The organism is Microbacterium sp. Root53 (genome assembly GCF_001426925.1).
Taxonomy (GTDB): domain Bacteria; phylum Actinomycetota; class Actinomycetes; order Actinomycetales; family Microbacteriaceae; genus Microbacterium.
Map to the genome: position 1 here is coordinate 143,065 of NZ_LMFR01000022.1, position 23,631 is coordinate 166,695.

21 protein-coding genes are annotated in these 23,631 nt (G+C 72.2%); 13 read left to right on the forward strand and 8 right to left on the reverse strand.

Annotated elements, in window-relative coordinates:
* Window positions 1-12 precede the first annotated feature (12 nt).
* Window positions 13-555, reverse strand: a complete 543-nt coding sequence (locus tag ASD19_RS10700) for an ATP-dependent zinc protease family protein (RefSeq protein WP_055992378.1) — start codon at window positions 553-555, stop codon at window positions 13-15.
* A 34-nt stretch (window positions 556-589) separates the two neighbouring features.
* On the opposite strand from ASD19_RS10700, the gene ASD19_RS10705 reads away from it, so the two are divergent.
* Window positions 590-1,783, forward strand: coding sequence for a RimK family alpha-L-glutamate ligase (locus tag ASD19_RS10705; RefSeq protein ID WP_055992381.1), 1,194 nt, complete (start codon window positions 590-592; stop codon window positions 1,781-1,783).
* Between the two features lie 197 nt (window positions 1,784-1,980).
* Here ASD19_RS10705 and ASD19_RS10710 read toward each other — a convergent pair whose 3' ends face one another.
* The 3 genes from ASD19_RS10710 to ASD19_RS10720 all read right to left on the reverse strand — a co-directional run bounded on the left by ASD19_RS10710 (window position 1,981) and on the right by ASD19_RS10720 (window position 6,000).
* The gene (locus ASD19_RS10710) at window positions 1,981-3,045 is read right to left on the reverse strand and encodes an ATP-dependent DNA ligase (RefSeq protein WP_055992384.1); all 1,065 of its coding nucleotides are present in this window, start codon (window positions 3,043-3,045) and stop codon (window positions 1,981-1,983) included.
* Window positions 3,046-3,227: 182 nt separating this feature from the next.
* Complete coding sequence (locus ASD19_RS10715; protein ID WP_055992387.1) at window positions 3,228-4,679, reverse strand: phytoene desaturase family protein; 1,452 nt, start codon at window positions 4,677-4,679, stop codon at window positions 3,228-3,230.
* A 91-nt stretch (window positions 4,680-4,770) separates the two neighbouring features.
* Complete coding sequence (locus tag ASD19_RS10720; protein ID WP_055992390.1) at window positions 4,771-6,000, reverse strand: acyl-CoA dehydrogenase family protein; 1,230 nt, start codon at window positions 5,998-6,000, stop codon at window positions 4,771-4,773.
* A gap of 135 nt (window positions 6,001-6,135) precedes the next feature.
* On the opposite strand from ASD19_RS10720, the gene ASD19_RS14425 reads away from it, so the two are divergent.
* The 3 genes from ASD19_RS14425 to sucD all read left to right on the forward strand — a co-directional run bounded on the left by ASD19_RS14425 (window position 6,136) and on the right by sucD (window position 8,581).
* Window positions 6,136-6,294 (forward strand): hypothetical protein, encoded by a 159-nt coding sequence (locus ASD19_RS14425; protein ID WP_156377179.1) that lies wholly within the window; start codon window positions 6,136-6,138, stop codon window positions 6,292-6,294.
* A 190-nt stretch (window positions 6,295-6,484) separates the two neighbouring features.
* On the forward strand, window positions 6,485-7,651 hold the full coding sequence (sucC, locus tag ASD19_RS10725; protein WP_055992393.1) for an ADP-forming succinate--CoA ligase subunit beta: 1,167 nt from the start codon (window positions 6,485-6,487) through the stop codon (window positions 7,649-7,651).
* 27 nt (window positions 7,652-7,678) lie between these two features.
* Window positions 7,679-8,581: a succinate--CoA ligase subunit alpha gene (gene sucD, locus ASD19_RS10730; RefSeq protein WP_055992396.1), complete on the forward strand. Its 903-nt coding sequence runs from the start codon at window positions 7,679-7,681 to the stop codon at window positions 8,579-8,581.
* 131 nt (window positions 8,582-8,712) lie between these two features.
* Here the strand turns inward: sucD and ASD19_RS10735 are convergent, their stop codons facing one another.
* Window positions 8,713-9,150 (reverse strand): nitroreductase family deazaflavin-dependent oxidoreductase, encoded by a 438-nt coding sequence (locus tag ASD19_RS10735; RefSeq protein ID WP_055992399.1) that lies wholly within the window; start codon window positions 9,148-9,150, stop codon window positions 8,713-8,715.
* Between the two features lie 76 nt (window positions 9,151-9,226).
* On the opposite strand from ASD19_RS10735, the gene ASD19_RS10740 reads away from it, so the two are divergent.
* Window positions 9,227-9,667, forward strand: coding sequence for a nitroreductase family deazaflavin-dependent oxidoreductase (locus ASD19_RS10740; protein WP_055992402.1), 441 nt, complete (start codon window positions 9,227-9,229; stop codon window positions 9,665-9,667).
* 142 nt (window positions 9,668-9,809) lie between these two features.
* Entirely contained in the window at window positions 9,810-11,093 is a 1,284-nt protein-coding gene (locus tag ASD19_RS10745; protein ID WP_082543148.1) for a cell division protein PerM, read from the forward strand.
* Window positions 11,094-11,134: 41 nt separating this feature from the next.
* Here the strand turns inward: ASD19_RS10745 and ASD19_RS10750 are convergent, their stop codons facing one another.
* A complete protein-coding gene (locus tag ASD19_RS10750; protein WP_055992405.1) occupies window positions 11,135-11,539 on the reverse strand; it encodes a GlcG/HbpS family heme-binding protein in 405 nt (134 codons plus the stop codon).
* 16 nt (window positions 11,540-11,555) lie between these two features.
* Window positions 11,556-12,776 carry a formaldehyde dehydrogenase, glutathione-independent gene (fdhA, locus tag ASD19_RS10755; protein ID WP_055992408.1) on the reverse strand — a complete coding sequence of 407 codons (1,221 nt, stop codon included), beginning with the start codon at window positions 12,774-12,776 and terminating at the stop codon, window positions 11,556-11,558.
* A gap of 137 nt (window positions 12,777-12,913) precedes the next feature.
* Here fdhA and ASD19_RS10760 point away from each other — a divergent pair, with 137 nt between their 5' ends.
* The 7 genes from ASD19_RS10760 (at window position 12,914) to ASD19_RS10790 (ending at window position 22,680) form a co-directional block, all read left to right on the forward strand.
* The gene (locus ASD19_RS10760; RefSeq protein WP_235563031.1) at window positions 12,914-14,164 is read left to right on the forward strand and encodes a helix-turn-helix transcriptional regulator; all 1,251 of its coding nucleotides are present in this window, start codon (window positions 12,914-12,916) and stop codon (window positions 14,162-14,164) included.
* A gap of 99 nt (window positions 14,165-14,263) precedes the next feature.
* Entirely contained in the window at window positions 14,264-14,851 is a 588-nt protein-coding gene (gene purN, locus ASD19_RS10765; RefSeq protein ID WP_055992414.1) for a phosphoribosylglycinamide formyltransferase, read from the forward strand.
* 37 nt (window positions 14,852-14,888) lie between these two features.
* Entirely contained in the window at window positions 14,889-16,499 is a 1,611-nt protein-coding gene (gene purH, locus ASD19_RS10770) for a bifunctional phosphoribosylaminoimidazolecarboxamide formyltransferase/IMP cyclohydrolase (protein WP_055992417.1), read from the forward strand.
* 118 nt (window positions 16,500-16,617) lie between these two features.
* A complete protein-coding gene (locus ASD19_RS10775) occupies window positions 16,618-18,189 on the forward strand; it encodes an AlkA N-terminal domain-containing protein (RefSeq protein WP_235563032.1) in 1,572 nt (523 codons plus the stop codon).
* Window positions 18,186-18,680 carry a methylated-DNA--[protein]-cysteine S-methyltransferase gene (locus ASD19_RS10780; protein ID WP_055992420.1) on the forward strand — a complete coding sequence of 165 codons (495 nt, stop codon included), beginning with the start codon at window positions 18,186-18,188 and terminating at the stop codon, window positions 18,678-18,680. The genes ASD19_RS10775 and ASD19_RS10780 overlap by 4 nt, the downstream gene beginning before the upstream one ends.
* Before the next feature lie 287 nt (window positions 18,681-18,967).
* Window positions 18,968-20,869 carry an ABC transporter ATP-binding protein gene (locus tag ASD19_RS10785; protein WP_082543149.1) on the forward strand — a complete coding sequence of 634 codons (1,902 nt, stop codon included), beginning with the start codon at window positions 18,968-18,970 and terminating at the stop codon, window positions 20,867-20,869.
* Window positions 20,866-22,680, forward strand: coding sequence for an ABC transporter ATP-binding protein (locus ASD19_RS10790; protein ID WP_055992424.1), 1,815 nt, complete (start codon window positions 20,866-20,868; stop codon window positions 22,678-22,680). The genes ASD19_RS10785 and ASD19_RS10790 overlap by 4 nt, the downstream gene beginning before the upstream one ends.
* 461 nt (window positions 22,681-23,141) lie before the next feature.
* On the opposite strand, the gene ASD19_RS10795 is transcribed toward ASD19_RS10790, so the two are convergent.
* The gene (locus tag ASD19_RS10795; RefSeq protein WP_055992427.1) at window positions 23,142-23,591 is read right to left on the reverse strand and encodes a GNAT family N-acetyltransferase; all 450 of its coding nucleotides are present in this window, start codon (window positions 23,589-23,591) and stop codon (window positions 23,142-23,144) included.
* Window positions 23,592-23,631: the final 40 nt, after the last annotated feature.

Consider the following 23,631-nt stretch of genomic DNA (forward strand, 5'->3'; position numbering starts at 1 on the left):
GGCGGTGCCGCGTCAGCCGTCGCTGCGGCGGCGGTGCGGCCAGTGCGGGTGCTCCTCGCCCGGGGGCCGCTTGTTCGCGCGGCGCACGGCCCGCGGCGGCTTGCCGCCCAGGTACGAGGCGGCGGAGTCGACCAGGAACCCCTTGGCGAGCAGCTCGCGGCCGACGAGCATCCGGAAGCCCATGGCGTCGCGGCGCGTCAGCGTGATCTCGGTCGGGATGACCTGGTCGTGCAGGCGCACATCCAGCAGCACGACGACCCGCTTCTCGGCGTGGCCCGACGAGCTGCGCACGCGGCGCCGGTCGTGCACGGGCAGCTCGAGCTTGACGGCGTCGTCCGCGCTGCGCTGCCAGGGGTGCACCTCGAAGCGCACCCACGAGGCGCCGCCGCGCGTGAACTCCTTCATGCCGAACGCGTGCAGCGACGACGTCTGCGCGCCGGTGTCGACCTTGGCCTTGAGCCACTCGATCCCGACGCCGGGAAGACCCACCCACTCGCGCCATCCGACGAGGGCGTGCGTCGGCACGCTCTCCGACGGGGGAAGATGAGTGGACACGCCCCCATCCAATCAGGAACCACAGGATCCCCACGTGAAGATCGCCATCTTGTCGCGCGCTCCGCGCGCCTACAGCACCCAGCGCCTCAAGGCCGCGGCCCTCGATCGCGGCCACGAGGTCAAGGTGCTGAACACCCTGCGGTTCGCGATCGATCTGTCCAGCGATGATCCGGACCTGCAGTACCGGGGGCGCCGTCTGTCGGAGTACGACGCGATCATCCCGCGCATCGGCAACTCGATCACCTACTACGGCACGGCCGTCGTGCGGCAGTTCGAGCAGATGGACGTCTACACGCCCAACACCGCCAACGGCATCGCGAACTCGCGCGACAAGCTGCGCGCCAACCAGATCATGTCGCGGCACGGCATCGCCATGCCCGCGACCGCGTTCGTGCGCAACCGCGCCGACGTGATCCCCGCGATCGAGCGCGTCGGCGGCGCACCCGTCGTGATCAAGCTGCTCGAGGGCACGCAGGGGATCGGCGTGATCCTCGCGCCCGAGATCAAGGTGGCCGAGGCGATCGTCGAGACGCTGCAGTCGGCGCGGCAGAACGTGCTGATCCAGCGGTTCGTGAAGGAGTCGCGCGGCCGGGACATCCGCGCCCTCGTGGTGGGCGACCGGGTCGTCGCTGCGATGCGGCGGTCGGCGAAGGGCGACGAGTTCCGCTCGAACGTGCACCGCGGCGGCTCCGTGGAGCGCGTGGAGCTCGACGCCGAGTACGAGCGCACGGCCGTCCGCGCCGCGCAGATCATGGGATTGAAGGTCGCCGGCGTCGACATGCTCGAGTCGGACGAGGGCCCGCTCGTGATGGAGGTCAACTCCTCGCCGGGCCTCGAGGGCATCGAGACCGCGACGAAGCTCGACGTGGCCGGCGCGATCGTCGACTACATCGCCAACCAGGTCGCGTTCCCGCAGATCGACGTGCGCGAGCGCCTGTCGGTCTCCACCGGCTACGGCGTGGCCGAGCTCGTCGTGCACGGCGACGCCGACCTGGTCGGCAAGAAGCTCGCCGACTCCGGCCTGCGCGAGCGCGACATCACGGTGCTCACGCTGCACCGCGGCCCGCAGGTGATCCCGAACCCGAAGGGCTCGTACATCCTGGAGTCCGAGGACCGGCTGCTCTGCTGGGGCAAGCTCGAGGAGATGCGCTCGATGATCCCCGAGCGCCCGAAGCGCCGCCCGCGCGTCAAGAAGCTCCCGAAGCACCCCCTGCCCCACGACGACTGAGCCCGACCCCCGGTCGTTGAGCGGAGGCGCGCCAGCGCCGGAGTCGAAACGTGGCCGGATCATCCCGGCCGGCTGGGGAGCATCAGCGCGTTTCGACTCCGCTTCGCTCCGCTCAACGACCGCGCCCTCGGGCATCGAGAGTCGTGCGAGCGAAGCGAGCGTGGAGCGAAGCGACCCCCGCAGCGTGCGAGACGTCCCTAGAAAGAACTGATCACGTCGGCGAGGTCGTACTTCGCGGGGACCTCGAGCTGGTCGAAGCGGCAGGAGGCGGGGTCGCGGTCGGGGCGCCAGCGCTCGAACTGCACCGTGTGGCGGAAGCGGGCGAAGCGCGAGGGATCGCCCTCGAGCTGGTCGTAGCGCACCTCGAGCACGCGCTCCGGGCGCAGCGGCACGAACGAGACGTCCTTGCTCGCCGAGAAGCGGCTGCGCTCGCCCTCGCGCCGCAGGATCTCGCCGGACTCGCCGCGCTCCACGAGCGGCTCGAGCTCGTCGATCAGCTCCCGGCGGCGCTTGTCGCTGAACGCCGAGACGCCGCCCACGTTGTGCAGCGTCCCCGACGCGTCGTGCAGCCCGACCAGCAGCGATCCGACCCCGCGCCCGCTCTTGTGGACGCGGTACCCGACCGCCACGACGTCGGCTGTGCGGGCGTGCTTGACCTTGAGCATGGTGCGCTTGTTCGGCGCGTACGGCTGGTCGGCGGGCTTGGCGACCACGCCGTCCAGGCCGGCGCCCTCGAACTGCTCGAGCCAGCGCTGCGCGAGCTCCGGGTCCTCGGTCGTGCGCGTCAGGTGCACCGGATGCGGCGCATCCTGCAGCAGCTCCTCGAGGCGCGCGCGGCGCTCGCGGAAGGGCAGGTCCATGAGCGACTCGTCGCCGACCGACAGCAGGTCGAACGCGATCAGCATCGCCGGGGTCTCGGTCGACAGCTTCGCGATGCGCGACGCGGCGGGGTGGATGCGCTGCGAGAGCGTGTCCCACGACAGCCGCTGCGACCCCTCCGGGCCGACCGCGATCACGATCTCGCCGTCGATCAGGCACGGGCCGGGCAGGATGCGCGCCAGCGCCTCGACCAGCTCGGGGAAGTACGGGGTCAGCGGCTTCGCGCCGCGCGAGCCGAGCTCGACGCTCTCGCCGTCCCACGACACCAGCACGCGGAACCCATCCCACTTGGGCTCGAAGATCAGCCCGCCCGGGTGCTTCGCCGGATCCGGGATGGCCGACACGGCCTTCGCGAGCATGGGCGCGGGGATGTCGTGGCTCATGGGGACATCCTGCCGCCCCCGTGAGCGCCCCGGCCACCCGCCGCACGGCTTCGACTGGTCCCGGGGGACGAGACTGGTCTCGCCGACACCAGTCTCGTCGCCGGGGACCAGTCTCGGCGGATAGAGGGCGGGGCGCGCGGCGCCGGGGCGGGGCGCCGGGCGCGCGGCGCCGGCGCGGGGCCTCAGAACAGGTCGGTCAGGCGGGCGGGCTCGCCCGCGTCGCGGAGCGCGGTGCGGGCCGCGTGCCAGCCGGCCATCCCGTTCACGCCGGGGCCCGGGGGCGTCGCCGACGACGCGAGGTAGACGCCCTTCATGGGCGTGCGCCACGGCGCAGTCGACACGACCGGGCGCCGCACCGCCTGCCACAGCGTGAAGTCGCCGCCCAGCACGTCGCCGCCGATCTCGGCCGGGTTCTCGGCCTCGCGGCGCGACGCCGGCACCGCGTGCGTGGCGAGGATGCGGTCGCGGAAGCCGGGCGCGAACCGCTCGATCTGCCGCGTGATGTGCTCGGTCGGGTCGAGCCGCGACCCGTGCGGCACGTGCATGTAGGCCCACAGCACCGCCTTGCCGGCGGGTGCCCGCGACGGATCGAGCACCGAGGGCTGCACCGCGAGCACGTACGGGCGGTCGCTCACCTCGCCCCGCGCCACGGCGTTCTCGCTCGCCTCCACCTCCGCGCGCGTGCCGCCGAGGTGCACGGTGGGGGAGCGATGCACGTCGGGGTTCGCCCATGGCACCGGCCCCTCGAGCGCGAAGTCGACCTTGGCGGCCGCGTGGCCGTAGCGGTAGCCGCGGACGGCGCGCGCGTAGCGCTCGGGCACATCCGGATGGGTCAGTGCGAGCCGCGGCGACGTGTCGAGCAGCAGCAGGTCGCCCGCGGCGGGATCGCCCCAGTCGAGCGTCGCGAGATCGCGGACGCGGTGCCCGGTCTCGATGCGGCCTCCGTGCGCGTGGAGGTCGGCCGCCAGCGCGTCGGCGATCGCCTGCGCGCCGCCGATGGGATAGGCCCAGCCGCCGGGGGCGTGCGCGAGCGCCGCGAGCATGAGCCCTGCGGCCGCGCTCGCGAGCGACGGGAGCGGGGTGTTGGCGTGCGCCAGCACGCCGCTCAGCAGAGCGTCGGCCTCCGCCGTGCGGAACGTGCGGTGACCGAGCCGCGTGCCCGCCTCGAGCGCGCGCAGGCCGAACCGGATGGCCGTGACGGGCTCCCGGGGCACGCGCAGCAGCTGGTTGCCGGTGAAGTCCAGGACCCCCTCGATGTGTCGCGCGAGCGGGCGGAGCATCGCGAGCCAGGCCCGGCCGTCCGGGCCGAGCTCGGCGGCCGTCCGGTCGATGTCGCGCCACGCGACGGCCGCGCGCCCGCCGTCGAGCGGCTGTGCGTACGACGCGTCGGGGACGACCCATCCGATCCGCTCGTGGAGCCCGAAGGCCCGGAAGAACTCCGAGGTCAGCGCGGCCGGATGCACGGCCGAGCACACGTCGTGGCGGAAGCCGTGCAGCGTCAGCTGCGCCGTCCGGACGCCGCCGCCGAACGTCTTCGCCGCCTCGAGCGCCGTGACGTCGTACCCCGCGCGCGCCAGCGCGACCGCGGCCGCCAGGCCGTTCGGCCCGCTCCCCACCACGGTGGCGCGCGTCATGTGCTCAGTCTTTCAGACGCGCTGCCGCCGCGGCGGGGGCTCGACCCGAGCGCACGCTTCGGGCGTTTCGACTCCGCTCAACGACCGATGGTCAGACGAAACTCCCGACGCCGGTGATGTCGCGGCCGATCAGGAGGGCCTGGACGCTCTCCGTGCCCTCGTACGTGTGGATCGCCTCGATGTCGGCGAGGTGCTGCATGACGCGGTTCTCGAGCAGGATGCCGTTGCCGCCGAGCAGGTCGCGCGCGGTGCGCGCGATGTCCCGCGCCGTGCGGGTGTTGTGGTACTTCGCGAGCGACGCCTGGGTGGGGCGCAGCGCGCCCGACGCCTCGAGCTCGGCGAGGCGCCGGCAGTACAGCTGCATGGCCGTGAGCTGCGACAGCATCTGCGTCAGCCGCTCCTGCACCATCTGGAACCGCGCGAGCGGACGGCCGAACTGCACGCGCTGCCCCGCGTACGCCAGCGCCGCCTCGTAGCAGGCGGTCGCGTGGCCGAGCGCCGACCAGGCGACGCCCGAGCGGGTCGCGAAGAGCACGGTCGAGGCGTCCTTGAAGGAGTGCGCGCCCGGCAGCAGGGCGTCGGCGCCCACGCGCACGTCGTCGAGCGCGATGTGCGCCTGGTGGATGCCCCGCAGCGAGAGCTTGCCCGTGATCACCGTGCCCGTGTACCCCGGGGTGTCCTGCTCCACCAGGAAGCAGCGCACCTGCCCGTGATCCGGGTCGTCCGCCCGGTCGATGCGGGCCCACACGAACGTCACGCCGCCCGAGGCGCCGTTGCCGATCCACTTCTTCGCGCCGCGGATCACCCATCCGTCGTCGCTCCAGCGGGCCGTGGTCTCGAGCGACGTGGAGTCCGAGCCGTGGTCGGGCTCGGTCAGCGCGAACGCGCCGGGGACCTCGCCGCGCGAGAGCGGGCCCATCCAGCGCTCCTGCTGCTCCGGGCTGCCGAACAGCGCGAGTGTCCGCAGCGCCAGCCCGCCCTGCACCGCGAGGATCGTGCCGAGCGACCCGTCCACGCGCGAGAGCTCCATGTTCACGAGGCCGGCCGCGAGCGGCGACATGGGCGTGACGCCCGGGTGATCGACCCCGTCGGCGTAGAGGTCGGCCTCGCCCAGCGCCGTGAGCGCCTCGAGCGGGTACTCGGCGCGGTCCCACGCCTCGGCCATGCGGGGCGCGAGCGCCTCGCCGACCTCGCGGGCCCGCGACCACTGCGCCCGGTCGGGTCCGCCGACGTCGGCGAACACGGCGTAGTAGTCGGTGTCGAGAGGGGATGTCACGTCGTAGGCGAGGACCTTCTCGCCCGGGAAGAGCTCCGATGCCATGCCGCCAGGCTAGGCACGGGCGCCCGCGCGGCACACGTCGTTTGGAGGTCTCCGCCATCCGGAGCCGCCGGATCCGGGGTGCGGATTGCCCTAGACTGGACGCGGTTCCCGACAGCGCCTTCACGGAGGTCCTCAATGTTCATCATCTCGCTGCTGCTCTTCCTCGGCGGCATGGCGCTGTTCGGCGTCGCGCTGAACATCGAGGCCTGGCAGGGTGTCGTCTTCACGGCGGGCATCCTGGCGATCTGCCTGGCGATGGCGCTGCCGATGCACTTCAGCAAGACCTCGAAGTAGCGGCCCGCACAGACTTCGCGAACGCGGCTCCGGATGATCCGGGCCGCGTTCGGCGTATCCGGGGACCGCATGGGCCGGGCCCCTTCGGGCTCGGGCGCCCGGAACGCGGTAGTAGGCTGGGATCTCGGTCGAGATCTCTCGACGTCGAGACGTCCAGTCTCCTCCCGTGGCCCCACCGAAGGATTGCAACGTGGACCTGTACGAGTACCAGGCTCGAGACCTTTTTGAGAAGTACGAGGTGCCGGTGCTCGCCGGCATCGTCGCCGACACCCCCGAGGAGGTGAAGGCAGCGGCCGAGAAGATCGGCGGCGTCGTGGTGGTCAAGGCCCAGGTCAAGACCGGCGGACGCGGCAAGGCCGGCGGCGTGAAGGTCGCCAAGACCCCCGACGAGGCGTACGAGGCGGCGAAGGCGATCCTCGGCCTCGACATCAAGGGCCACGTCGTCAAGCGCGTCATGGTCGCGCAGGGCGCGGACATCGCCCGCGAGTTCTACTTCTCGGTGCTGCTGGACCGCGCCAACCGCTCGTACCTGTCGCTGTGCAGCGTCGAGGGCGGCATGGAGATCGAGCAGCTCGCGGTCGAGAAGCCCGAGGCGCTCGCGCGCGTCGAGGTGAACCCGCTCACGGGCATCGACAAGGAGAAGGCGATCGAGATCGCCAAGGCCGCGAACTTCGACGAGGACCTCGTCGAGAAGGTCGCCGACGTCTTCGTGAAGCTCTACGACGTCTACAAGGGCGAGGACGCGACCCTGGTCGAGGTGAACCCGCTCATCCTGTCGGGCGCCGGCGACATCATCGCCCTCGACGGCAAGGTCACGCTCGACGACAACGCGAGCGAGGTGCGCCACCCCGAGCACGAGGAGCTCGAGGACAAGGAGGAGGCCGACCCGCTCGAGGCGAAGGCCAAGGCCAACGGCCTCAACTACGTCAAGCTCGACGGCCAGGTCGGCATCATCGGCAACGGCGCGGGTCTGGTCATGTCGACCCTCGACGTCGTCGCCTACGCCGGCGAGAACCACGGCGGCGTGAAGCCCGCCAACTTCCTCGACATCGGCGGCGGCGCCAACGCGCAGGTCATGGCCAACGGCCTCGACGTGATCCTCGGCGACGAGCAGGTCAAGAGCGTCTTCGTCAACGTCTTCGGCGGCATCACGTCGTGCGTCGCGGTCGCGGAGGGCATCGTCAAGGCCCTGGAGATCCTGGGCGACCACGCCACCAAGCCGCTCGTCGTCCGCCTCGACGGCAACCAGGTCGAGGAGGGCCGCGCCATCCTCGCCGCCGCGAACCACCCGCTCGTCACCCTCGCCTCCGGCATGGATGAGGGCGCCGACAAGGCCGCCGAGCTGGCGAACGCCTGAGCCCCGGATCGGATAAGGACTAGAGAGATGTCGATCTACCTCAACAAGGACTCCAAGGTCATCGTCCAGGGCATCACCGGCGGCGAGGGCACCAAGCACACGGCGCTCATGCTCAAGGCGGGCACCAACATCGTCGGCGGCGTGAACGCGCGCAAGGCCGGCTCGACCGTGACGCACGAGACGGCGCACGAGGGCGAGGTGGACCTGCCCGTGTTCGGCACGGTCGCCGAGGCCATCGAGAAGACCGGCGCCGACGTGTCGATCGCGTTCGTGCCCCCGGCCTTCACGAAGGACGCGATGATCGAGGCCATCGACGCCGAGATCCCGCTGCTCGTCGTGATCACCGAGGGCGTGCCCGTCGGCGACACCGCCGAGGCGTGGGCCTACGCGCAGTCGAAGGGCAACAAGACCCGCATCATCGGCCCGAACTGCCCCGGCATCATCACGCCGGGCGAGGCGCTCGTGGGCATCACGCCCGCGAACATCACGGGCAAGGGCCCGATCGGCCTCGTGTCGAAGTCGGGCACGCTGACCTACCAGATGATGTACGAGCTGCGCGACCTGGGCTTCTCGACCGCCATCGGCATCGGCGGCGACCCGGTCATCGGCACCACGCACATCGACGCGCTCGAGGCGTTCGAGGCCGACCCCGAGACCAAGGCGATCGTGATGATCGGCGAGATCGGCGGCGACGCCGAGGAGCGCGCGGCCGACTTCATCAAGGCCAACGTCACCAAGCCGGTCGTCGGCTACGTCGCGGGCTTCACGGCCCCCGAGGGCAAGACGATGGGTCACGCCGGCGCGATCGTGTCCGGCTCGGCCGGCACCGCGCAGGCGAAGAAGGAGGCCCTCGAGGCCGCCGGCGTCAAGGTCGGCAAGACCCCGTCGGAGACCGCCGCCCTCATGCGCGAGATCATCTCGAGCCTGTAAGCAGCAGCTTCGCGCGAAGGCCCCGTCCGCTCGGACGGGGCCTTTGTCGTCCCCGGGGCCCCGCGTGACCCGGCATGTCTCAGTTCGGGTCGGAATCCGGCCCGGATTCCGACCCGAACTGAGACATGGGATCAGGGGACGGGGGTGATCGCGAACACCGGATGCCGCGGCGCGACCGCCGCGAAGGCTGAGAGGTCGGCGTCGGGAGCCGCGGCGACGTGCGGGCGCACGATCGGGACGAGGCGGACGTACTCGCGCAGGACGGGGGCGGCGGCCTCCGGAGGGAGCTCCTCGACCCGGATGCGCTCTGCACGGCGCCCGCGCTCGAGCGTCGCCTCGCCGGCCGCGCGGATGTTCTTGACCCAGCCCACGGGGCCGTAGGGCGCGACGATGTAGCGCCGTCCGTCGACCGTGATCGGGGTGACCGGCACGGTGTGCGGCAGGCCGCTGCGGCGCCCCACCACGGTGAGCGCCGAGATCCCGGCGGGCGCGAGGCCGCGCCTGCCGAGCGCCGCCATGATCCGGTCGATCCGCCGGCGCAGGGGAGTGGTCTTGTACGTGCCCGCCATGCCGCCAGGCTAGGCGGGGCCGGTCCGTCCGCGTAACCCCGGCCCCCGCCCCCGCGATCGGCAATACCCTGGTGCCATGCCGCTGAACGGGGAGTACCTGCCGAGCACCGCCGAGTGGGCGCGCACGCAGGCCGAGACGTACGAAGCAACGAACGGCGCCGAGGCGAACACGCTGCGCGGGGTGCCGGTGATCGTCCTGACGACGGTCGGCGCCAAGAGCGGCGGCCTGCGCAAGACCGCCCTCATGCGCGTCGAGCACGACGGCCGCTACGCGGTCGTGGCGTCGAAGGGCGGCGCGCCGAAGCCGCCGCAGTGGTACTACAACCTGCGCGCGAATCCGCACGTCGAGCTGCAGGACGGCGCGGTCAAGCGCGACTACGTCGCGCGCGAGCTCGACGGCGCCGAGTACGACGAGTGGTGGGCGCGCGCCGTCGAGGTGTGGCCCGACTACGCCGAGTACCAGAAGAAGACCGACCGCCGGATCGCGGTGTTCGTGCTGGAGCCCACCGAGGCCTGAGCCTCGGACATGGGGGAGCTGGCTCCCCCCCCCGTGCTGGTTGAGCGAGCGAAGCGAGTCGAAACCCACGAAGCCGCCACCGGCCTCGACCCCGGAGAGCCGCAGGGCTCACGCAGGCCGCCGCGGGTAGGGTCGATCCGTCATGCATCGCCTGCTCGTCGCCCTGCTCGCCGCTCTGGATGCCGCCGTGGCGGCGATCGTGGGGCTCGCGGCCGTGCTCGTGCCGCTGCTGCTGATGTGGGTGTTCACGTTCGGCGGCGTCGCCGACTGGCAGGGGCTCTGGCCCGCCACCGTGCGCATCTGGCAGCTGGGCAACCTCGTGCCGCTGGCGCTCACCCTTCATGACGACTTCCTCGTCGAGACCGGCCTGCCGGAGGGCGCCGGATCGTTCGTCCTGTCGCTCGCGCCGCTGGCGTTCGCGGTGCTCGTCGCTGTCTTCGCCGCGCGATCCGGACGACGCGCGCTCGGATCGGGGCGCTGGCTGACGGGCGTCGCGGCCGGCACCGCCACGACCGCGCTCGCGGCCCTGATCGCGAACGTCACGGCCGACAACCCCGTCGCCGCCGTCGACCCGTGGCTCGCGGTGCTGCTGCCCACGCTGGTGTACGCGGTCCCCATGCTGCTGGGCGCCGTGACGGGAGCCTGGAGCGAGGGCGACGAGGGCCTCGTCGACCGCCTGCACGACCTCGCCGACCGGCTGCCGAGCGGATGGCGCGAGCTGCCCGCGCTCGTCGCCCGCGGCGGCGGGATCACCCTCGCGGGCGTGATCGGCTTCGCCGCGCTCGCCATCGCGGTCGCGGTCCCGCTGCGCGGCGGCGAGGTGATCGCGTTGTACGAGGCCTCGCAGGTTGACCTGCTGGGCGCCATCCTGCTCACGCTCGCGCAGCTCGCCTACCTGCCGACCATGATCGGCTGGGCCGTGGCCTGGATGGCCGGGCCGGGCTTCGCGCTCGGCGCCGGCACCGGCGTCACGCCTGTGGCCACGCAGCTCGGGATGCTGCCCGGCGTGCCGATGCTGGGACTGCTGCCCGAGAACGGATCACCGCTGCTGCTCCTCTCGGTGCTCGCGCCGGTCGTCGCGGGCGCGCTCGCCGGATGGGGCGTGCGCACGGCCTTCCGCGCCGAGGCCCGCGCCGAGGGGGCCGACCACGAGCCGGTCGCCCCGCGCGCCTTCCTGGCGGCCGGCATCGCGGTGATCGCCGGCGCGGGCGCGGCGCTCATCGCCGCCCTCACGTCGGGCTCCATAGGGCCCGACCGGCTGGCGCATGTCGGGCCCGAGCCGGGCGCCGTCGCGCTCGCCGTCGGCCTCGAGGTGCTCCTCGGCGCCGCGACCCTGCTGCTGGCCCCGCGCTCCTACACCTCCCGCCTCGACCGCCTCGCCTCCGGCTGGGCGGACGAGGACGCCGACCACGCCCGCACGCACTGAGGGGCCGCCCCGGCGGGACGACCCCTCGCATGCGCGGGCGGTCAGAGCGCGGCGGCGCCGGCCTCCGCGACGGTCTGGTCCTGCTCCCCCGAGCCGCCGCTCACGCCGACGGCGCCCACCACGACTCCGTCGCGGCGAAGCGGCACGCCGCCCGCGAAGATCGCGACCCCGCGGCCGTGCGCGTTCGTCGTGTGGATGCCGAAGAACTGCTGCGTGGGCTGCGCGTTGTCGCCCAGGTCCTTCGTCGAGATGTCGAACGCCCGGGACGTCCAGGCCTTGCTGATCGAGATCTCGATGCTGCCGATCCACGCGCCGTCCTGACGCACGTGCGACACGAGATTGCCGCCGGCGTCGACGACCGCGATGTTCATGGGCTGGCCGATCTCGTCCGCGCGCGTCTCGGCGGCGGCGATGACGCGACGGGCGTCCTCGAGGGTGACGGACATGGACTCTCCTTCTGGGTCAGGCGGCCTTGATGTAGCCGTTGGGGTCGAGCACGTACTTCTTGGCCGCGCCCTGATCGAACTCCGCGTAGCCGCGGGGTGCGTCCTCGAGCGAGATCGGCGTGGCGTTCACGGCCTTCGCGATCTGCACCTTGTCGTGCAGGATGGCCTGCATCAGCTTGCGGTTGTAGCGCATCACGGGGCACTGCCCGGTCGTGAAGGACAGGGACTTCGCCCAGCCGAGCCCGAGCCGCAGGGACAGCGAGCCGTGCTGCGCCGCCTCGTCGATCCCGCCCGGGTCGCCCGTGACGTAGAGCCCCGGGATGCCGATCGCGCCGCCCGCCGCCGTGAGGTCCATGAGCGAGTTGAGGACCGTCGCGGGCGCCTCGTGCGACGCGTCCGCGCCGTGGCCGCGCGCCTCGAAGCCGACGGCGTCGACGCCCGCGTCCACCTCGGGCACCCCCAGGATCTGCTCGATCTGGTCCTTCGGATCGCCCAGCGACACGTCGACCGTCTCGCAGCCGATCGCCCGCGCGGCGGCCAGTCGATCGGGGTTCAGGTCGCCGACGATGACGACCGCGGCGCCCAGGAGCTGCGCCCCCACGGCCGCGGCGATGCCGACCGGTCCGGCGCCCGCGATGTACACGGTCGAGCCGGGGCCGACGCCGGCCGTGTACGCGCCGTGGAAGCCGGTCGGGAAGATGTCGGACAGCATCGTCAGGTCGAGGATCTTCTCGAGCGCCTGGTCGCGGTCGGGGAACTTCAGCAGGTTCCAGTCGGCGTAGGGGACGAGCACGTACTCGGCCTGCCCGCCCACCCAGCCGCCCATGTCGACGTACCCGTACGCCGAGCCGGGGCGATCCGGATTCACGTTCAGGCAGATGCCGGTCTTGCCCTCCTTGCAGTTGCGGCAGCGCCCGCAGGCGATGTTGAACGGCACCGACACGATGTCGCCGACCTTGATGAACTCGACGTCGGGGCCGACCTCGACGACCTCGCCCGTGATCTCGTGGCCGAGCACCAGCCCGGCCGGGGCGGTCGTGCGGCCGCGCACCATGTGCTGGTCCGAGCCGCAGATGTTGGTGCTCACCGTGCGCAGGATCGCGCCGTGCGGCACCTTGCGGCCCACGTTCGCGGGGTTGACCCCCGGCCCGTCCTTCAGCTCGAACTCGGGGTAAGCGGTGTCGACGACCTCCACCTCTCCCGGACCCTTGTAGACAACAGCTCTGTTCCTAGGCATCTTCGCCCTCCGATCTGTGTGCGGGTGGTTGCATGACGAGCCTCTCGGGCCCGCCCAGGGGACACGATCACCCTGACGGGCCGTTTCCCCCACCCGAACGGGTAGGTCTAGGCTCGTGCCCCGAGGAGGGGATGCGGATGGAGACGCTTCGTGAGCTGTCCGAGGTGATCCACGGGCCCATCAGGGAGCTGCCGGCGGCGCTGTCCCGCCTGCTCGCGCCCGGCGCCGGCCACCGGGCGCTGACGATCCTCGCCGCGGATGTCGATGGCGGGCATCGACGCGGCGCCGGAGAGTCGTCCGTCCTCGATCAGGTCCCGTATCTCGATCTCGTCGAGATGCGCCGCCGTATGTCGCCCGGCACGGTCCGGCGCGACACGATGGTTGCGGAGGGCGCTGCCGAGGAGGTGCTGCTCGCCCTGTCGCGCAACGGCGCGCTGCTGGCGCTCGCCGGCCCCACCTGCGACGCGGAGGGCGAGCGGGCGGTGCTCGACCTCTGGAACATCGTGAGCCTTCGGGTGCAGCGGCTCGCGGACACCGCTCCGCCGAGCTGGCTGCGCCTGGCCCGGATGTCGGCGGGAGAGCGGATGGAGGCTCTCACCGAGCTCGCGGACGAGTATTCGACCACTCTCGAGACCGTGCTCGCGGCGCTGCGCTCGCGGGCGCTCGACGACGCCGCGGCGCGCACGACCGCGACCGGCATCGCGGCGGCGGGGCTCGTCCACCTGCGCACGGTGAGCGACCGTGTCCGGACGGTCGCGGAGGAGCCCGTCACGACGGCGTTCGAGCGGCTGCGCGACGATCTGGGCCCGCTCGTGCGCTACCGCGAGATCGACATGCAGTTCGTCGAGCCGCCGCTCGACGGGCGTCCTCTCCCCAGCGAGGTCGCGCACGGGGCGCGGGCGGTGGTGCGCGGGACGATCCTGGCCATGCTCGACGACCCCAAGGTGGGGCGGGTGCGCGTGCAGTGGGACTGCGACGGCAAGAACCTCCTGATCGACATGCGCGACGACGGCGAGGGAGGACTGTCCCGCGAATCGATCCAGTACCAGCTGGTCGAGGACCGCATCCAGGCGCTGCGCGGGCGCATCGCGCTGGACGCGACGCCCGGGTGGGGGACCGACCTGTCCATCGTCATCCCGCTGGATCCGCCGCACGCACCGGCCGGACTCTCCGCGGATTGGGCGCTCGGGGCGCGCGAGCAGGAGATCCTGGCGCGGGTCGCAGCTGGCCTGCGCAACCGGGAGATCGCGGCGGAGCTGACCATCAGCGAGAACACCGTCAAGTTCCACCTGGCCAATGTGTACCGCAAGCTCGGCGTCTCGAGCCGCGCAGAGGCGACCGCCCTCTACTTCGCGCAGGCCCGCCAGGACGAGCCCGCGGCCCGCTGAACCGCACCCGCGCCCGGCGCAGCGATGGTGTGGCTCCGCAAGGGGAAGCAAAGACAACCCTTGCCCGAGCGGATGCGTCCGGCGTGAGAAACTAGCACCGTGCTGTCGGTCGCCGTTCTCATCTCGGGCACGGGCTCGAATCTCCGTGCCCTCCTCGAGGCGGCGGAGGACCCCGGATACCCCGCCCGCATCGTCGCCGTCGGCGCCGATCGCGACGCGGCGGGCCTGGCCCACGCCGAGGAGTTCGGCATCCCGACATTCGTCGTGCCGTTCCGCGACTTCGCGTCGCGCGAGGAGTGGGCCGCCGAGCTCGGGCGCCGGCTCGACGACATCCGGCCCGACCTGATCGTGCTGAGCGGCCTGATGCGCCTGCTGCCCGCCTCTCTGGTGGCGAAGTGGCAGCCGCGCATCATCAACACGCACCCGGCGTACCTGCCCGAGTTCCCCGGAGCGCACGGCGTGCGCGACGCGCTCGCGGCCGGCGTCGAGCAGACCGGCGCGAGCGTGATCGTCGTGGACGACGGCGTCGACACCGGCCCGATCCTGGCGCAGGAGCGCATCCCCGTCCTGCCCGGCGACGCCGAGGACACCCTGCACGAGCGCATCAAGCCCGTCGAGCGCCGCCTGCTGATCGACGTCGTGCGCCGCATCGCGACCGGCGAGCTCGATCCCTCCGCGCATCCCTGATCCCCCAACCCACCCGCCCGATCCACAAGGAGCACCCATGGCCGGCCCCCGTCACGACCCCTCGCTGTATCGCGATCGCGATGTGGTGCCGATTCGGCGCGCGCTGATCTCCGTCAGCGACAAGACCGACCTGCTGGTGCTGGCCGAGGCGCTCGCGGGCGCGGGCGTCGAGATGGTGTCGACCGGATCGACCGCCGCCACGATCCGCGACGCGGGCTACGACGTGACGGATGTCGCGAGCGTCACGGGCTTCCCCGAGATGCTCGACGGGCGCGTCAAGACGCTGCACCCGAACGTGCACGGCGGCCTGCTCGCCGACCTGCGTCTCGAGAGCCACGAGGCGCAGCTGGGCGAGTTCGGCATCGCGCCGTTCGAGCTCGTGGTCGTGAACCTGTACCCGTTCGTCGAGACCGTGCGTTCGGGCGCGCAGGGCGACGACGTGGTCGAGCAGATCGACATCGGCGGCCCGGCCATGGTGCGCGCGTCGGCGAAGAACTTCGCGAACGTCGCGATCGTCGTCTCGCCCGAGTCGTACCCGTCGATCATCCAGGCGGTCGGCAAGGGCGGCACGTCGCTGTCGCAGCGTCGGGAGCTCGCGGCGCGCGCGTTCGCGCACACGGCGTCGTACGACACCGCCGTGGCGCAGTGGTTCGCCGAGGAGACCATCGCGGGCGAGGTCGACCTGCCCGACCACCTGACGATCCAGGCCGAGAAGCTGTCGAACCTGCGCTACGGCGAGAACTCGCACCAGCGCGCCGCGATCTACTCCCGCGTCGGCGGCCACGGCATCGCCCAGGCCACGCAGCTGCAAGGCAAGGAGATGTCGTACAACAACTACGTCGACGGCGACGCCGCCCTGCGCGCCGCGTACGACATGGTGCTGCCGGCCGTCGCGATCATCAAGCACGCCAACCCGTGCGGCATCGCGGTCGCCGCGCCGAGCGCGCTCGACCCGATCGCCAGCGCCCACCTGCGCGCGCACGAGTGCGACCCGGTGTCGGCGTTCGGCGGCGTGATCGCGGCGAACCGCCCCGTCACGCTCAAGATGGCCGAGAACCTGCGCGACATCTTCACCGAGGTGATCGTGGCGCCCGACTTCGAGCCGGCCGCGCTCGAGGTGTTCAAGGACAAGAAGAACCTGCGCCTGCTGAAGCTGCCGGAGGACTGGCAGCAGGAGCGGATGGACGTCCGCCTCGTGTCGGGCGGCCTGCTGCTGCAGGATGCCGACCGCTTCCCCGAGGACGACTTCGAGTCGGTCGCGAAGGACTGGCAGCTCGTCGCGGGCGAGGTGCCCGAGGACGTGTCGGTGCAGGACCTCGTGTTCGCGTGGAAGGCGTGCCGCGCGGTCAAGTCGAACGCGATCGTGCTCGCGAAGAACGGCGCCACGGTCGGCGTCGGCATGGGCCAGGTGAACCGCGTCGACTCGTGCCGCCTGGCGGTCGAGCGCGCCGGCGACCGCGCCGCCGGATCGATCGCGGCGTCGGACGCGTTCTTCCCGTTCTCGGACGGCCCCGAGGTGCTGATGAACGCCGGCGTGAAGGTGATCATCCAGCCGGGCGGCTCGGTCCGCGACGAGGAGACCATCGCCCTGGCCCGCGAGCGCGGCGTCACGATGTTCTTCACGGGCGAGCGCCACTTCTTCCACTGAGCCGGCTCCACCCCGCGAGGTTGCACTCCTTCGAGTGCAACCTCGCGGTGTTTCGCCGCGCAAGCGCCATGTCCGAAAACCGCCAGCCGTTCGCCGTCCGGCGTGTCAGGATCGAGGCATGGCCCCGGACATGACCTTCGCCGAGCGGTACGCGGCGATCTCGTCGCGCGATGCGCGGTTCGACGGGCAGTTCGTGACCGCCGTGCGGTCGACGGGCATCTACTGCCGGCCGTCGTGCCCCGCGCGGACGCCGAAGGAGGAGAACGTCACGTTCTTCCCCACGAGCGCCGCGGCGCACGAGGCCGGGTATCGCGCGTGCAAGCGGTGCCTGCCCGAGGCGGCGCCCGGGTCGCCCGACTGGAACGTGCGCGGCGACGTCGCGGGCCGCGCGATGCGGCTGATCGCCGACGGCGTGGTCGAGCGCGAGGGCGTGTCGGGCCTCGCCGGCCGGCTCGGGTACTCGTCGCGCCACCTCACGCGGCTGCTCGCCGCCGAGCTGGGCGCGGGTCCGCTCGCCCTCGCCCGCGCGCACCGGGCGCACACCGCCCGGCTGCTGCTCGTCGGCACGGACCTGCCCGCGGCGGATGTGGCGTTCTCGGCCGGCTTCGCGAGCGTGCGGCAGTTCAACGACACCGTGCGCGAGGTGTTCGGGATGACCCCGACCGAGCTGCGCGCGCGCCGCCGCGGCGCGGCCGTGGACGCGCCGACGGGCATCGACCTCGCGCTGCCCTACCGCGAGCCGTTCGACCCGACTGGGCTGTTCGCGTGGATGTCCGTGCGCGCGCTGCCTGGCGTGGAGGAGGGCGACGAGGCGTCGTTCGCCCGCACGCTGCGGCTGCCGCACGGCGCGGCGTGGTTCCGTCTGAGCCACCGCGGCGGTCGCCTGCGGCTCGAGGCGAAGCTCGAGAGCCTGGCCGACCTGTCGACCCTGGTCTCCCGTGCCCGCCGGCTGTTCGACCTGGACGCCGACCCGCTCGCGATCGATGAGGCGCTCCGGCGCCATCCGGAGCTCGCGCCGCACGTGGCAGACAGCCCGGGCATCCGGCTCCCGGGCACGGCCGATCCGCACGAGCTGCTCATCCGCGCCATGGTCGGCCAGCAGATCTCCGTGGCGGCGGCCCGCACCCACCTCACGCGCCTCGCGGAGGCGCTGGGCGAGCGCATCGAGCTGGCGGGCGAGCAGCGCCTGCTGTTCCCCACCATGGCCGCCATCGCCGAGCGGGGTCCCGAGGTGCTGCGCGGCCCGGCCGCGCGCATCCGGGCCATCACCGGGGCGGCCGCGGCGCTGGCCTCGGGCGACCTCGCGCTGACCACCGGCGACGACGCTGTCGCGCAGCGCGCCGCCCTCATGGCCCTGCCGGGCGTCGGCGCCTGGACCGCGGACTACGTCCGCATGCGCGTGACGGGTGACCCCGACGTCGTCCTCACGGGTGACGTCGCCCTGCGCACCGGCGCCGCGCGGGCGGGCATCCCCGCGGAGCCGCGCGAGCTTGCCGCGTGGGCCGCCCGCACGGCCCCGTGGCGCTCGTACCTGTCCATGCACCTGTGGCGCCTCGCCGCCGGCCCCGCCGGATCCGCGCCGACCACCCCGCTGAGACTGGTCCCGGGCGTCGAGACTGGCGCCGGGAGCACCAGTCTCGACCCCCAAGACCGGTCAAAGCCGCTCAAGCCCGCCGAGGAGGCATCATGACCGCCACCATCCAGACCCTCGAGACCGCCGACGGCGCATTCACGCTCGTCGTCGACGCGGACGGCGCCGTGCTCGCCTCGGGCTGGACCGCCGACCCCGACGCGATGCTCGCCCGCATCCACCCGGCGCTGCGCCCCGCGGACGTCCGCGACGGCGAGACCGGCGCCGCCGACGCCGTACGCGCGTACTACGCGGGCGACCTCGCGGCGATCGACGCCGTGACGGTGCGCCAGCGCGGCACCGAGCTGCAGGCGGCCGGATGGTCGGCCCTGCGGCGGATCGCGCCGGGCGCGCCCCTGACGTACATGGAGTTCGCGGCGGCGCTCGGATCGCCCCGCGCGGTGCGGGCAGCGGCCTCGATCTGCGCGCGCAACGCGCCCGCGCTGTTCGTGCCGTGCCACCGCGTGCTGCGCGGCGACGGGACGCTCGGCGGGTTCGCGTGGGGCCTCGACGTGAAGCGGGCCCTGCTCGCGCGCGAGGCGGGGGAGTAGGGGCCGCGGGGCGGTTCCTGGGTTTCGACTCGGTCGCTGGCGCTCCCTCGCTCAACCACCACGGGTCGGTCGCTGGCGCTCCCTCACTCAACCACCACGGGTCGGTCGCTGGCTCTCCCTCGCTCAACCACCACGGGGATGGTGCACGACGGAGCCGGTGCTCCCACACAGCGGTAGCGTCGAGAGGGGCGACGCGCCGCCTCATATCGCCATTGCGGCGCGCGCTCGAAGCTCAATAGGCTGGAAGGCTCCGCCGATCCGGCCTTTCTCTGACTCCCACGAGGAACATGTCCAGTCCTTCCCCGCGCCCGTCCGCGCCCCGTCTGTCCACGGCACGGGCGCTGCTCCGCCTGCTCGAGTTCGCCCGTCCCGTGCTGCCGCGCCTCGCGCTCGGCGCGGTGACCGCGCTCGGCGCGGCGCTCATGGCCCTGATGATCCCGATCGCCCTCGAGTGGGTGGTCGGCGGCCCCATCGCCTCCGGCGAGACCACGGCGGTCGTATGGGGCGCGCTCGCCGTGCTCGGGCTGGGCCTCGCCGAGGCGCTCATGGTCTACCTGCGCCGCTGGCTCGTCGTCGCCCCGGCCACGTACGTCGAGTACGACCTGCGTCGCACGTTCTACGCACGCCTGCAGCACCTCCCCGTCGCGTTCCACGACCGGTGGCAGTCGGGTCAGCTGCTCAGCCGCATGATGCAGGACATCGGCCTCATCCGCCGCTGGCTCGCGTTCGGCCTCATCCTGCTCGTGGTCAACGTGCTCACGGTCGTCATCGGCGCCGTGCTGCTGTTCCAGTGGCACTGGGCGCTCGCCGCCGTGTTCGTCGCCTCGGGCATCCCGATGTGGATCCAGGGCTTCCTGTTCGAGCGCGAGTACGGCACGCTCACGCGCCTCAGTCAGGACCAGCAGGGTGACCTCGCCACGAGCGTCGAGGAGAGCGTGCACGGCATCCGCGTGCTCAAGGCCTTCGGGCGCGGCCCGCACGCGCTGCGCCGCTTCACGCGCCAGGCCCAGACGCTGCGCGACACCGAGATGCGCAAGGCCGGCGCGATCGCGCGCATCGAGTTCTGGCTCGTGTTCATGCAGGAGTTCGCGTTCGCGGTCAGCCTCATCATGGGCATCTGGCTCGCATCGCTCGGGCGGATCGGCGTGGACCAGCTGTTCGCGTACTTCGCGATGGTGACCATCCTGCGCTGGCCGATCGAGTCGATCGGGTTCCTGTTCGCGTTCATGATGGACGCCCGCACGGCCACCGACCGCATCTTCGAGGTGTTCGACGCGCAGAACACGATCACCGACCCGGAGCGCCCGGTCGAGATCGCCGAGCCGCGCGGCGCGCTGGCGTTCGAGGGCGTGCACTTCCGCTACCAGGACGCCGGATCGGCCGAGCCGGACCTGCTGAACGGCATCGACCTCGAGGTGCGCCCGGGCGAGACCATGGCGCTCGTCGGGCTGACCGGATCGGGCAAGACCACGCTCACGACGCTGCCCACGCGTCTGTACGACGTCACGGGCGGCCGCGTCACGATCGACGGCGTCGACGTGCGCGACCTGCGCCTGGTCGACCTGCGGCGGATCATCGCGACCGCGTTCGAGGACGCGACGCTCTTCTCCGCCTCGGTGCGCGACAACGTCCTGCTCGGACGCGACGACCTCGACCCACGCTCGCCGGAGGCGGACCGTGTGCTGCGCGAGGCGCTGGACGTCGCGCAGGCCGCGTTCGTCGACGACCTGCCCGATGGTGCGGACACGCTGATCGGCGAGGAGGGCCTGTCGCTCTCGGGCGGACAGCGCCAGCGCCTGGCCCTGGCCCGCGCGGTCGCCGCGCGCCCCGCGGTGATCGTGATGGATGACCCGCTGTCGGCGCTCGACGTGGACACCGAGGAGCGCGTGCAGGCCGAGCTGCGCCGCGTGCTCGCGGGCACCACGGCGCTGATCGTGGCGCATCGCCCGTCGACGGTCGCGCTCGCGGACCGCGTCGCGCTGCTCGAGGGCGGCCGGATCACGGCCGTCGGCACGCACGCCGAGCTCATGGCCCGGTCGGCGCACTACCGCTCCGTGATCTCGAGCTTCGAGCGCGAGGTGGAGCAGGAGGAGGCGTGGCGCAACGACAGGTCTCCCTTCGACGATCCAGGCCCCACCGCGGATCTCGACGTGATCGCGGGCGAGAAGGACGAGGAGGCCGCGCGATGAGCAGCTCCGTGCAGGGAACCGCGGGCGAGGACCGCTCCGACTACACGCGCGAGGAGAGCCGGGCGATCCGCCGCCGCTCGCTGCGCCTGCTGATGTCGCTGCTCGCGCCGCTCAAGGCCCAGGTCATCCTGGTCGCGGTCGTGGTCGTGGCGCAGACCGGCGTGCGCGTGCTCGGCCCGGCGCTGCTCGGCATCGGGTTGAACACGGCGCTGCCCGCCGTGATCGAGCGGGCCGACTGGGGCCCGGCGTGGCTCGTGGGCGGCGCGTACGTCGCGACCGCGATCGGCGGCGCCCTGCTGCTGGCCTGGTACGACATCCTCGCGGCGCGCGTGACGCAGAACGTGCTGCTCGACCTGCGCACGCGGGTGTTCCGGCACACGCAGCTGCTGAGCCTCGAGTTCCACGAGTCGTACACGTCGGGCCGGATCATCTCGCGCCAGACCAGCGACCTCGACACGATCCGCGAGCTGCTCAACGGCGGCCTCACGCAGCTCGTGAACGGCGCGCTGTACGGCGCGTTCACGTTCATCGCGCTGATGATCGTCGACTGGCAGTCGGGCCTCGTGCTGGTCGCCGCGGGTGTGCCGCTCGCGATCCTGATGCGCTGGTTCTACCTGTCGTCGCAGCGCACATACCGGGTCTCGCGCGTGGTGAGCGCCAAGGTGATCGTGAAGTTCGTCGAGACCATGACGGGCATCCGCGCGGGCAAGGCGTTCCGCACCGAGCCGCGCAACGAGAAGCAGTTCGGCGACCTGGCGCTCGAGTACCGTGACGTCAACATGCGCTCGATCCGCCTGTTCGGGGTGTTCGAGCCCAGCCTGATGTCGATTTCGGCCTTCTCGATCGGCCTCGTGGTGCTGTGGGGCGGCATCCGGATCACGTGGGGCGAGTTCTCCGTGGGCCTGCTGCTGGCGTCGGTGCTGTACGTGCGCAACTTCTTCAGCCCGCTGCAGGAGGTGGCCATGTTCCTGAACTCGTTCCAGGCGGCCTCCGCGGCGCTCGAGAAGGTTTCGGGCGTGCTCGAGGAGGAGCCCACGGTGCCGGATCCGACCGCGCCGGTGGAGCTGCCGGAGGCGCGGGGCCACGTGCGCTTCGAGGACGTCACGTTCGCGTACGGCACGGGGCGGATCGTCCTGCCGGAGTTCTCGCTCGACATCCCGGCCGGGCAGACGGTGGCGCTCGTCGGAACGACCGGCGCGGGCAAGTCGACGCTCGCCAAGCTCGTGTCGCGGTTCTACGACCCGAGCGTGGGCCGCGTGACGCTGGACGGCGTCGACCTGCGAGATCTGCACCCGCGCGACCTGCGCCGCGCGATCGTCATGGTCACGCAGGAGGCGTACCTGTTCAGCGGCACGGTGGCGGACAACATCGCGCTCGGGCGGCCGGATGCCACGTTCGACGAGATCGTGGAGGCCGCCAAGGCGGTCGGCGCGGACGCGTTCATCCAGGGCCTGCCGGACGGGTACCACACCGACGTCAACAAGCGCGGCGGCCGGGTCTCGGCGGGGCAGCGCCAGCTGATCTCGTTCGCGCGCGCGTTCCTGGCCGACCCGGCGGTGCTGATCCTGGACGAGGCCACGGCGTCGCTGGACATCCCGTCGGAGCGGGCGATCCAGGATGCGCTGCAGACGCTGCTCGCGGACCGCACGGCGATCATCATCGCGCACCGCCTCTCGACGGTCGCGATCGCCGACCGCGTGCTCGTGATGGAGCACGGCCGCGTGATCGAGGACGACGCCCCGGACGCCCTGATCGCGGGCGACGGCAAGTTCGCGCAGCTCCACGCCGCCTGGCGCGAGAGCCTGGTGTAGCGGGCGGACGGAGCGGCTTCGACTCGCTCCGCTCGCACAGCCCGTTTCGTCTCCGCTTCGCTCCGCTCAACGACCGGGGATCCCTCCTGCGGTCGTTGAGCGGAGCGACGAAGGAGCGGAGTCGAAACGTGACTGAGCGTCCCCGGTCGGCTGGGTCGGTTCGGCGCCGTTTCGACTCCTCGCTGGCGCTCGTCGCTCAACGACCACACCCAGATCCCACATCTACCGTCGTGCGAGCGAAGCGCTGCCGAACGGAGCGTCAGCGACGTTCTCGCTCGCGAAGGGCCCCCGAAGGGGCGCCCGCACGCGTGCGACCGCTTCTGAAAAAGAGGATGGCGACGGGGTCTCGATGGGGGAGGGGGATTCGAGACCCCGCCGCCGGCATGATTCAGCGCAGACGTCTTTGGCGGCGCCGACGATTCAGTCGAAAAGCGTGTGTTCCCCCGTGGCAGGCGCGTCGATCAGACGCGGATCTCGGCCACCACCTCACCGTACTCCGTCTCACCCACGGGTGTGAAGCCGACACGGTGGAAGAACGCCTCGGGTCCGCCCTCACCGGCCTCGTACATGACCGTGATGTGGTCGAGGCCGCGACGGCGGACCTCGTCGACCAGCGCCTCGACCAGGAAGCGGCCGATGCCGCGTCCCTGGTCGTCGGCGTCGACGTTGATGCGCAGCAGCACCGACTTGAAGTGCTCGTGCGGTGCGTCCTCGTCGAAGCTCGCGCTGATGAAGCCGACGACCTCGTCGCCGTCGACGGCCACGCGCTGCCACGCCTTGGCGGGGTCGATCACCGTGGCGGCGATGCTGTACGAGATCGGGGCGAGGAACTCCTCCTGGCCGGGCTTCAGCGACATGGTGTTGACCGCGACGATCGTCGCGGGCGAGAGCTCGACCAGGTTCAGCGTCATATCGTCAGGCTAACCGCTCGGGTGGGCACGTGCATCCGGG

Excerpts from the sequence above, each read along its gene's own strand:
- fdhA (WP_055992408.1), bottom strand. The coding sequence starts at position 12,776 with ATGCCTAGGAACAGAGCTGTTGTCTACAAGGGTCCGGGAGAGGTGGAG.
- ASD19_RS10780 (WP_055992420.1), top strand. The coding sequence starts at position 18,186 with ATGACCGCCACCATCCAGACCCTCGAGACCGCCGACGGCGCATTCACG.
- ASD19_RS10710 (WP_055992384.1), bottom strand. The coding sequence starts at position 3,045 with ATGAGCCACGACATCCCCGCGCCCATGCTCGCGAAGGCCGTGTCGGCC.
- ASD19_RS10745 (WP_082543148.1), top strand. The coding sequence starts at position 9,810 with ATGCATCGCCTGCTCGTCGCCCTGCTCGCCGCTCTGGATGCCGCCGTG.
- ASD19_RS10735 (WP_055992399.1), bottom strand. The coding sequence starts at position 9,150 with ATGGCGGGCACGTACAAGACCACTCCCCTGCGCCGGCGGATCGACCGG.
- ASD19_RS10760 (WP_235563031.1), top strand. The coding sequence starts at position 12,914 with ATGGAGACGCTTCGTGAGCTGTCCGAGGTGATCCACGGGCCCATCAGG.
- ASD19_RS10790 (WP_055992424.1), top strand. The coding sequence starts at position 20,866 with ATGAGCAGCTCCGTGCAGGGAACCGCGGGCGAGGACCGCTCCGACTAC.
- ASD19_RS10775 (WP_235563032.1), top strand. The coding sequence starts at position 16,618 with ATGGCCCCGGACATGACCTTCGCCGAGCGGTACGCGGCGATCTCGTCG.
- ASD19_RS10785 (WP_082543149.1), top strand. The coding sequence starts at position 18,968 with ATGTCCAGTCCTTCCCCGCGCCCGTCCGCGCCCCGTCTGTCCACGGCA.
- ASD19_RS10740 (WP_055992402.1), top strand. The coding sequence starts at position 9,227 with ATGCCGCTGAACGGGGAGTACCTGCCGAGCACCGCCGAGTGGGCGCGC.
- ASD19_RS10750 (WP_055992405.1), bottom strand. The coding sequence starts at position 11,539 with ATGTCCGTCACCCTCGAGGACGCCCGTCGCGTCATCGCCGCCGCCGAG.
- ASD19_RS10795 (WP_055992427.1), bottom strand. The coding sequence starts at position 23,591 with ATGACGCTGAACCTGGTCGAGCTCTCGCCCGCGACGATCGTCGCGGTC.
- purH (WP_055992417.1), top strand. The coding sequence starts at position 14,889 with ATGGCCGGCCCCCGTCACGACCCCTCGCTGTATCGCGATCGCGATGTG.
- sucD (WP_055992396.1), top strand. The coding sequence starts at position 7,679 with ATGTCGATCTACCTCAACAAGGACTCCAAGGTCATCGTCCAGGGCATC.
- ASD19_RS14425 (WP_156377179.1), top strand. The coding sequence starts at position 6,136 with ATGTTCATCATCTCGCTGCTGCTCTTCCTCGGCGGCATGGCGCTGTTC.
- ASD19_RS10720 (WP_055992390.1), bottom strand. The coding sequence starts at position 6,000 with ATGGCATCGGAGCTCTTCCCGGGCGAGAAGGTCCTCGCCTACGACGTG.
- ASD19_RS10715 (WP_055992387.1), bottom strand. The coding sequence starts at position 4,679 with ATGACGCGCGCCACCGTGGTGGGGAGCGGGCCGAACGGCCTGGCGGCC.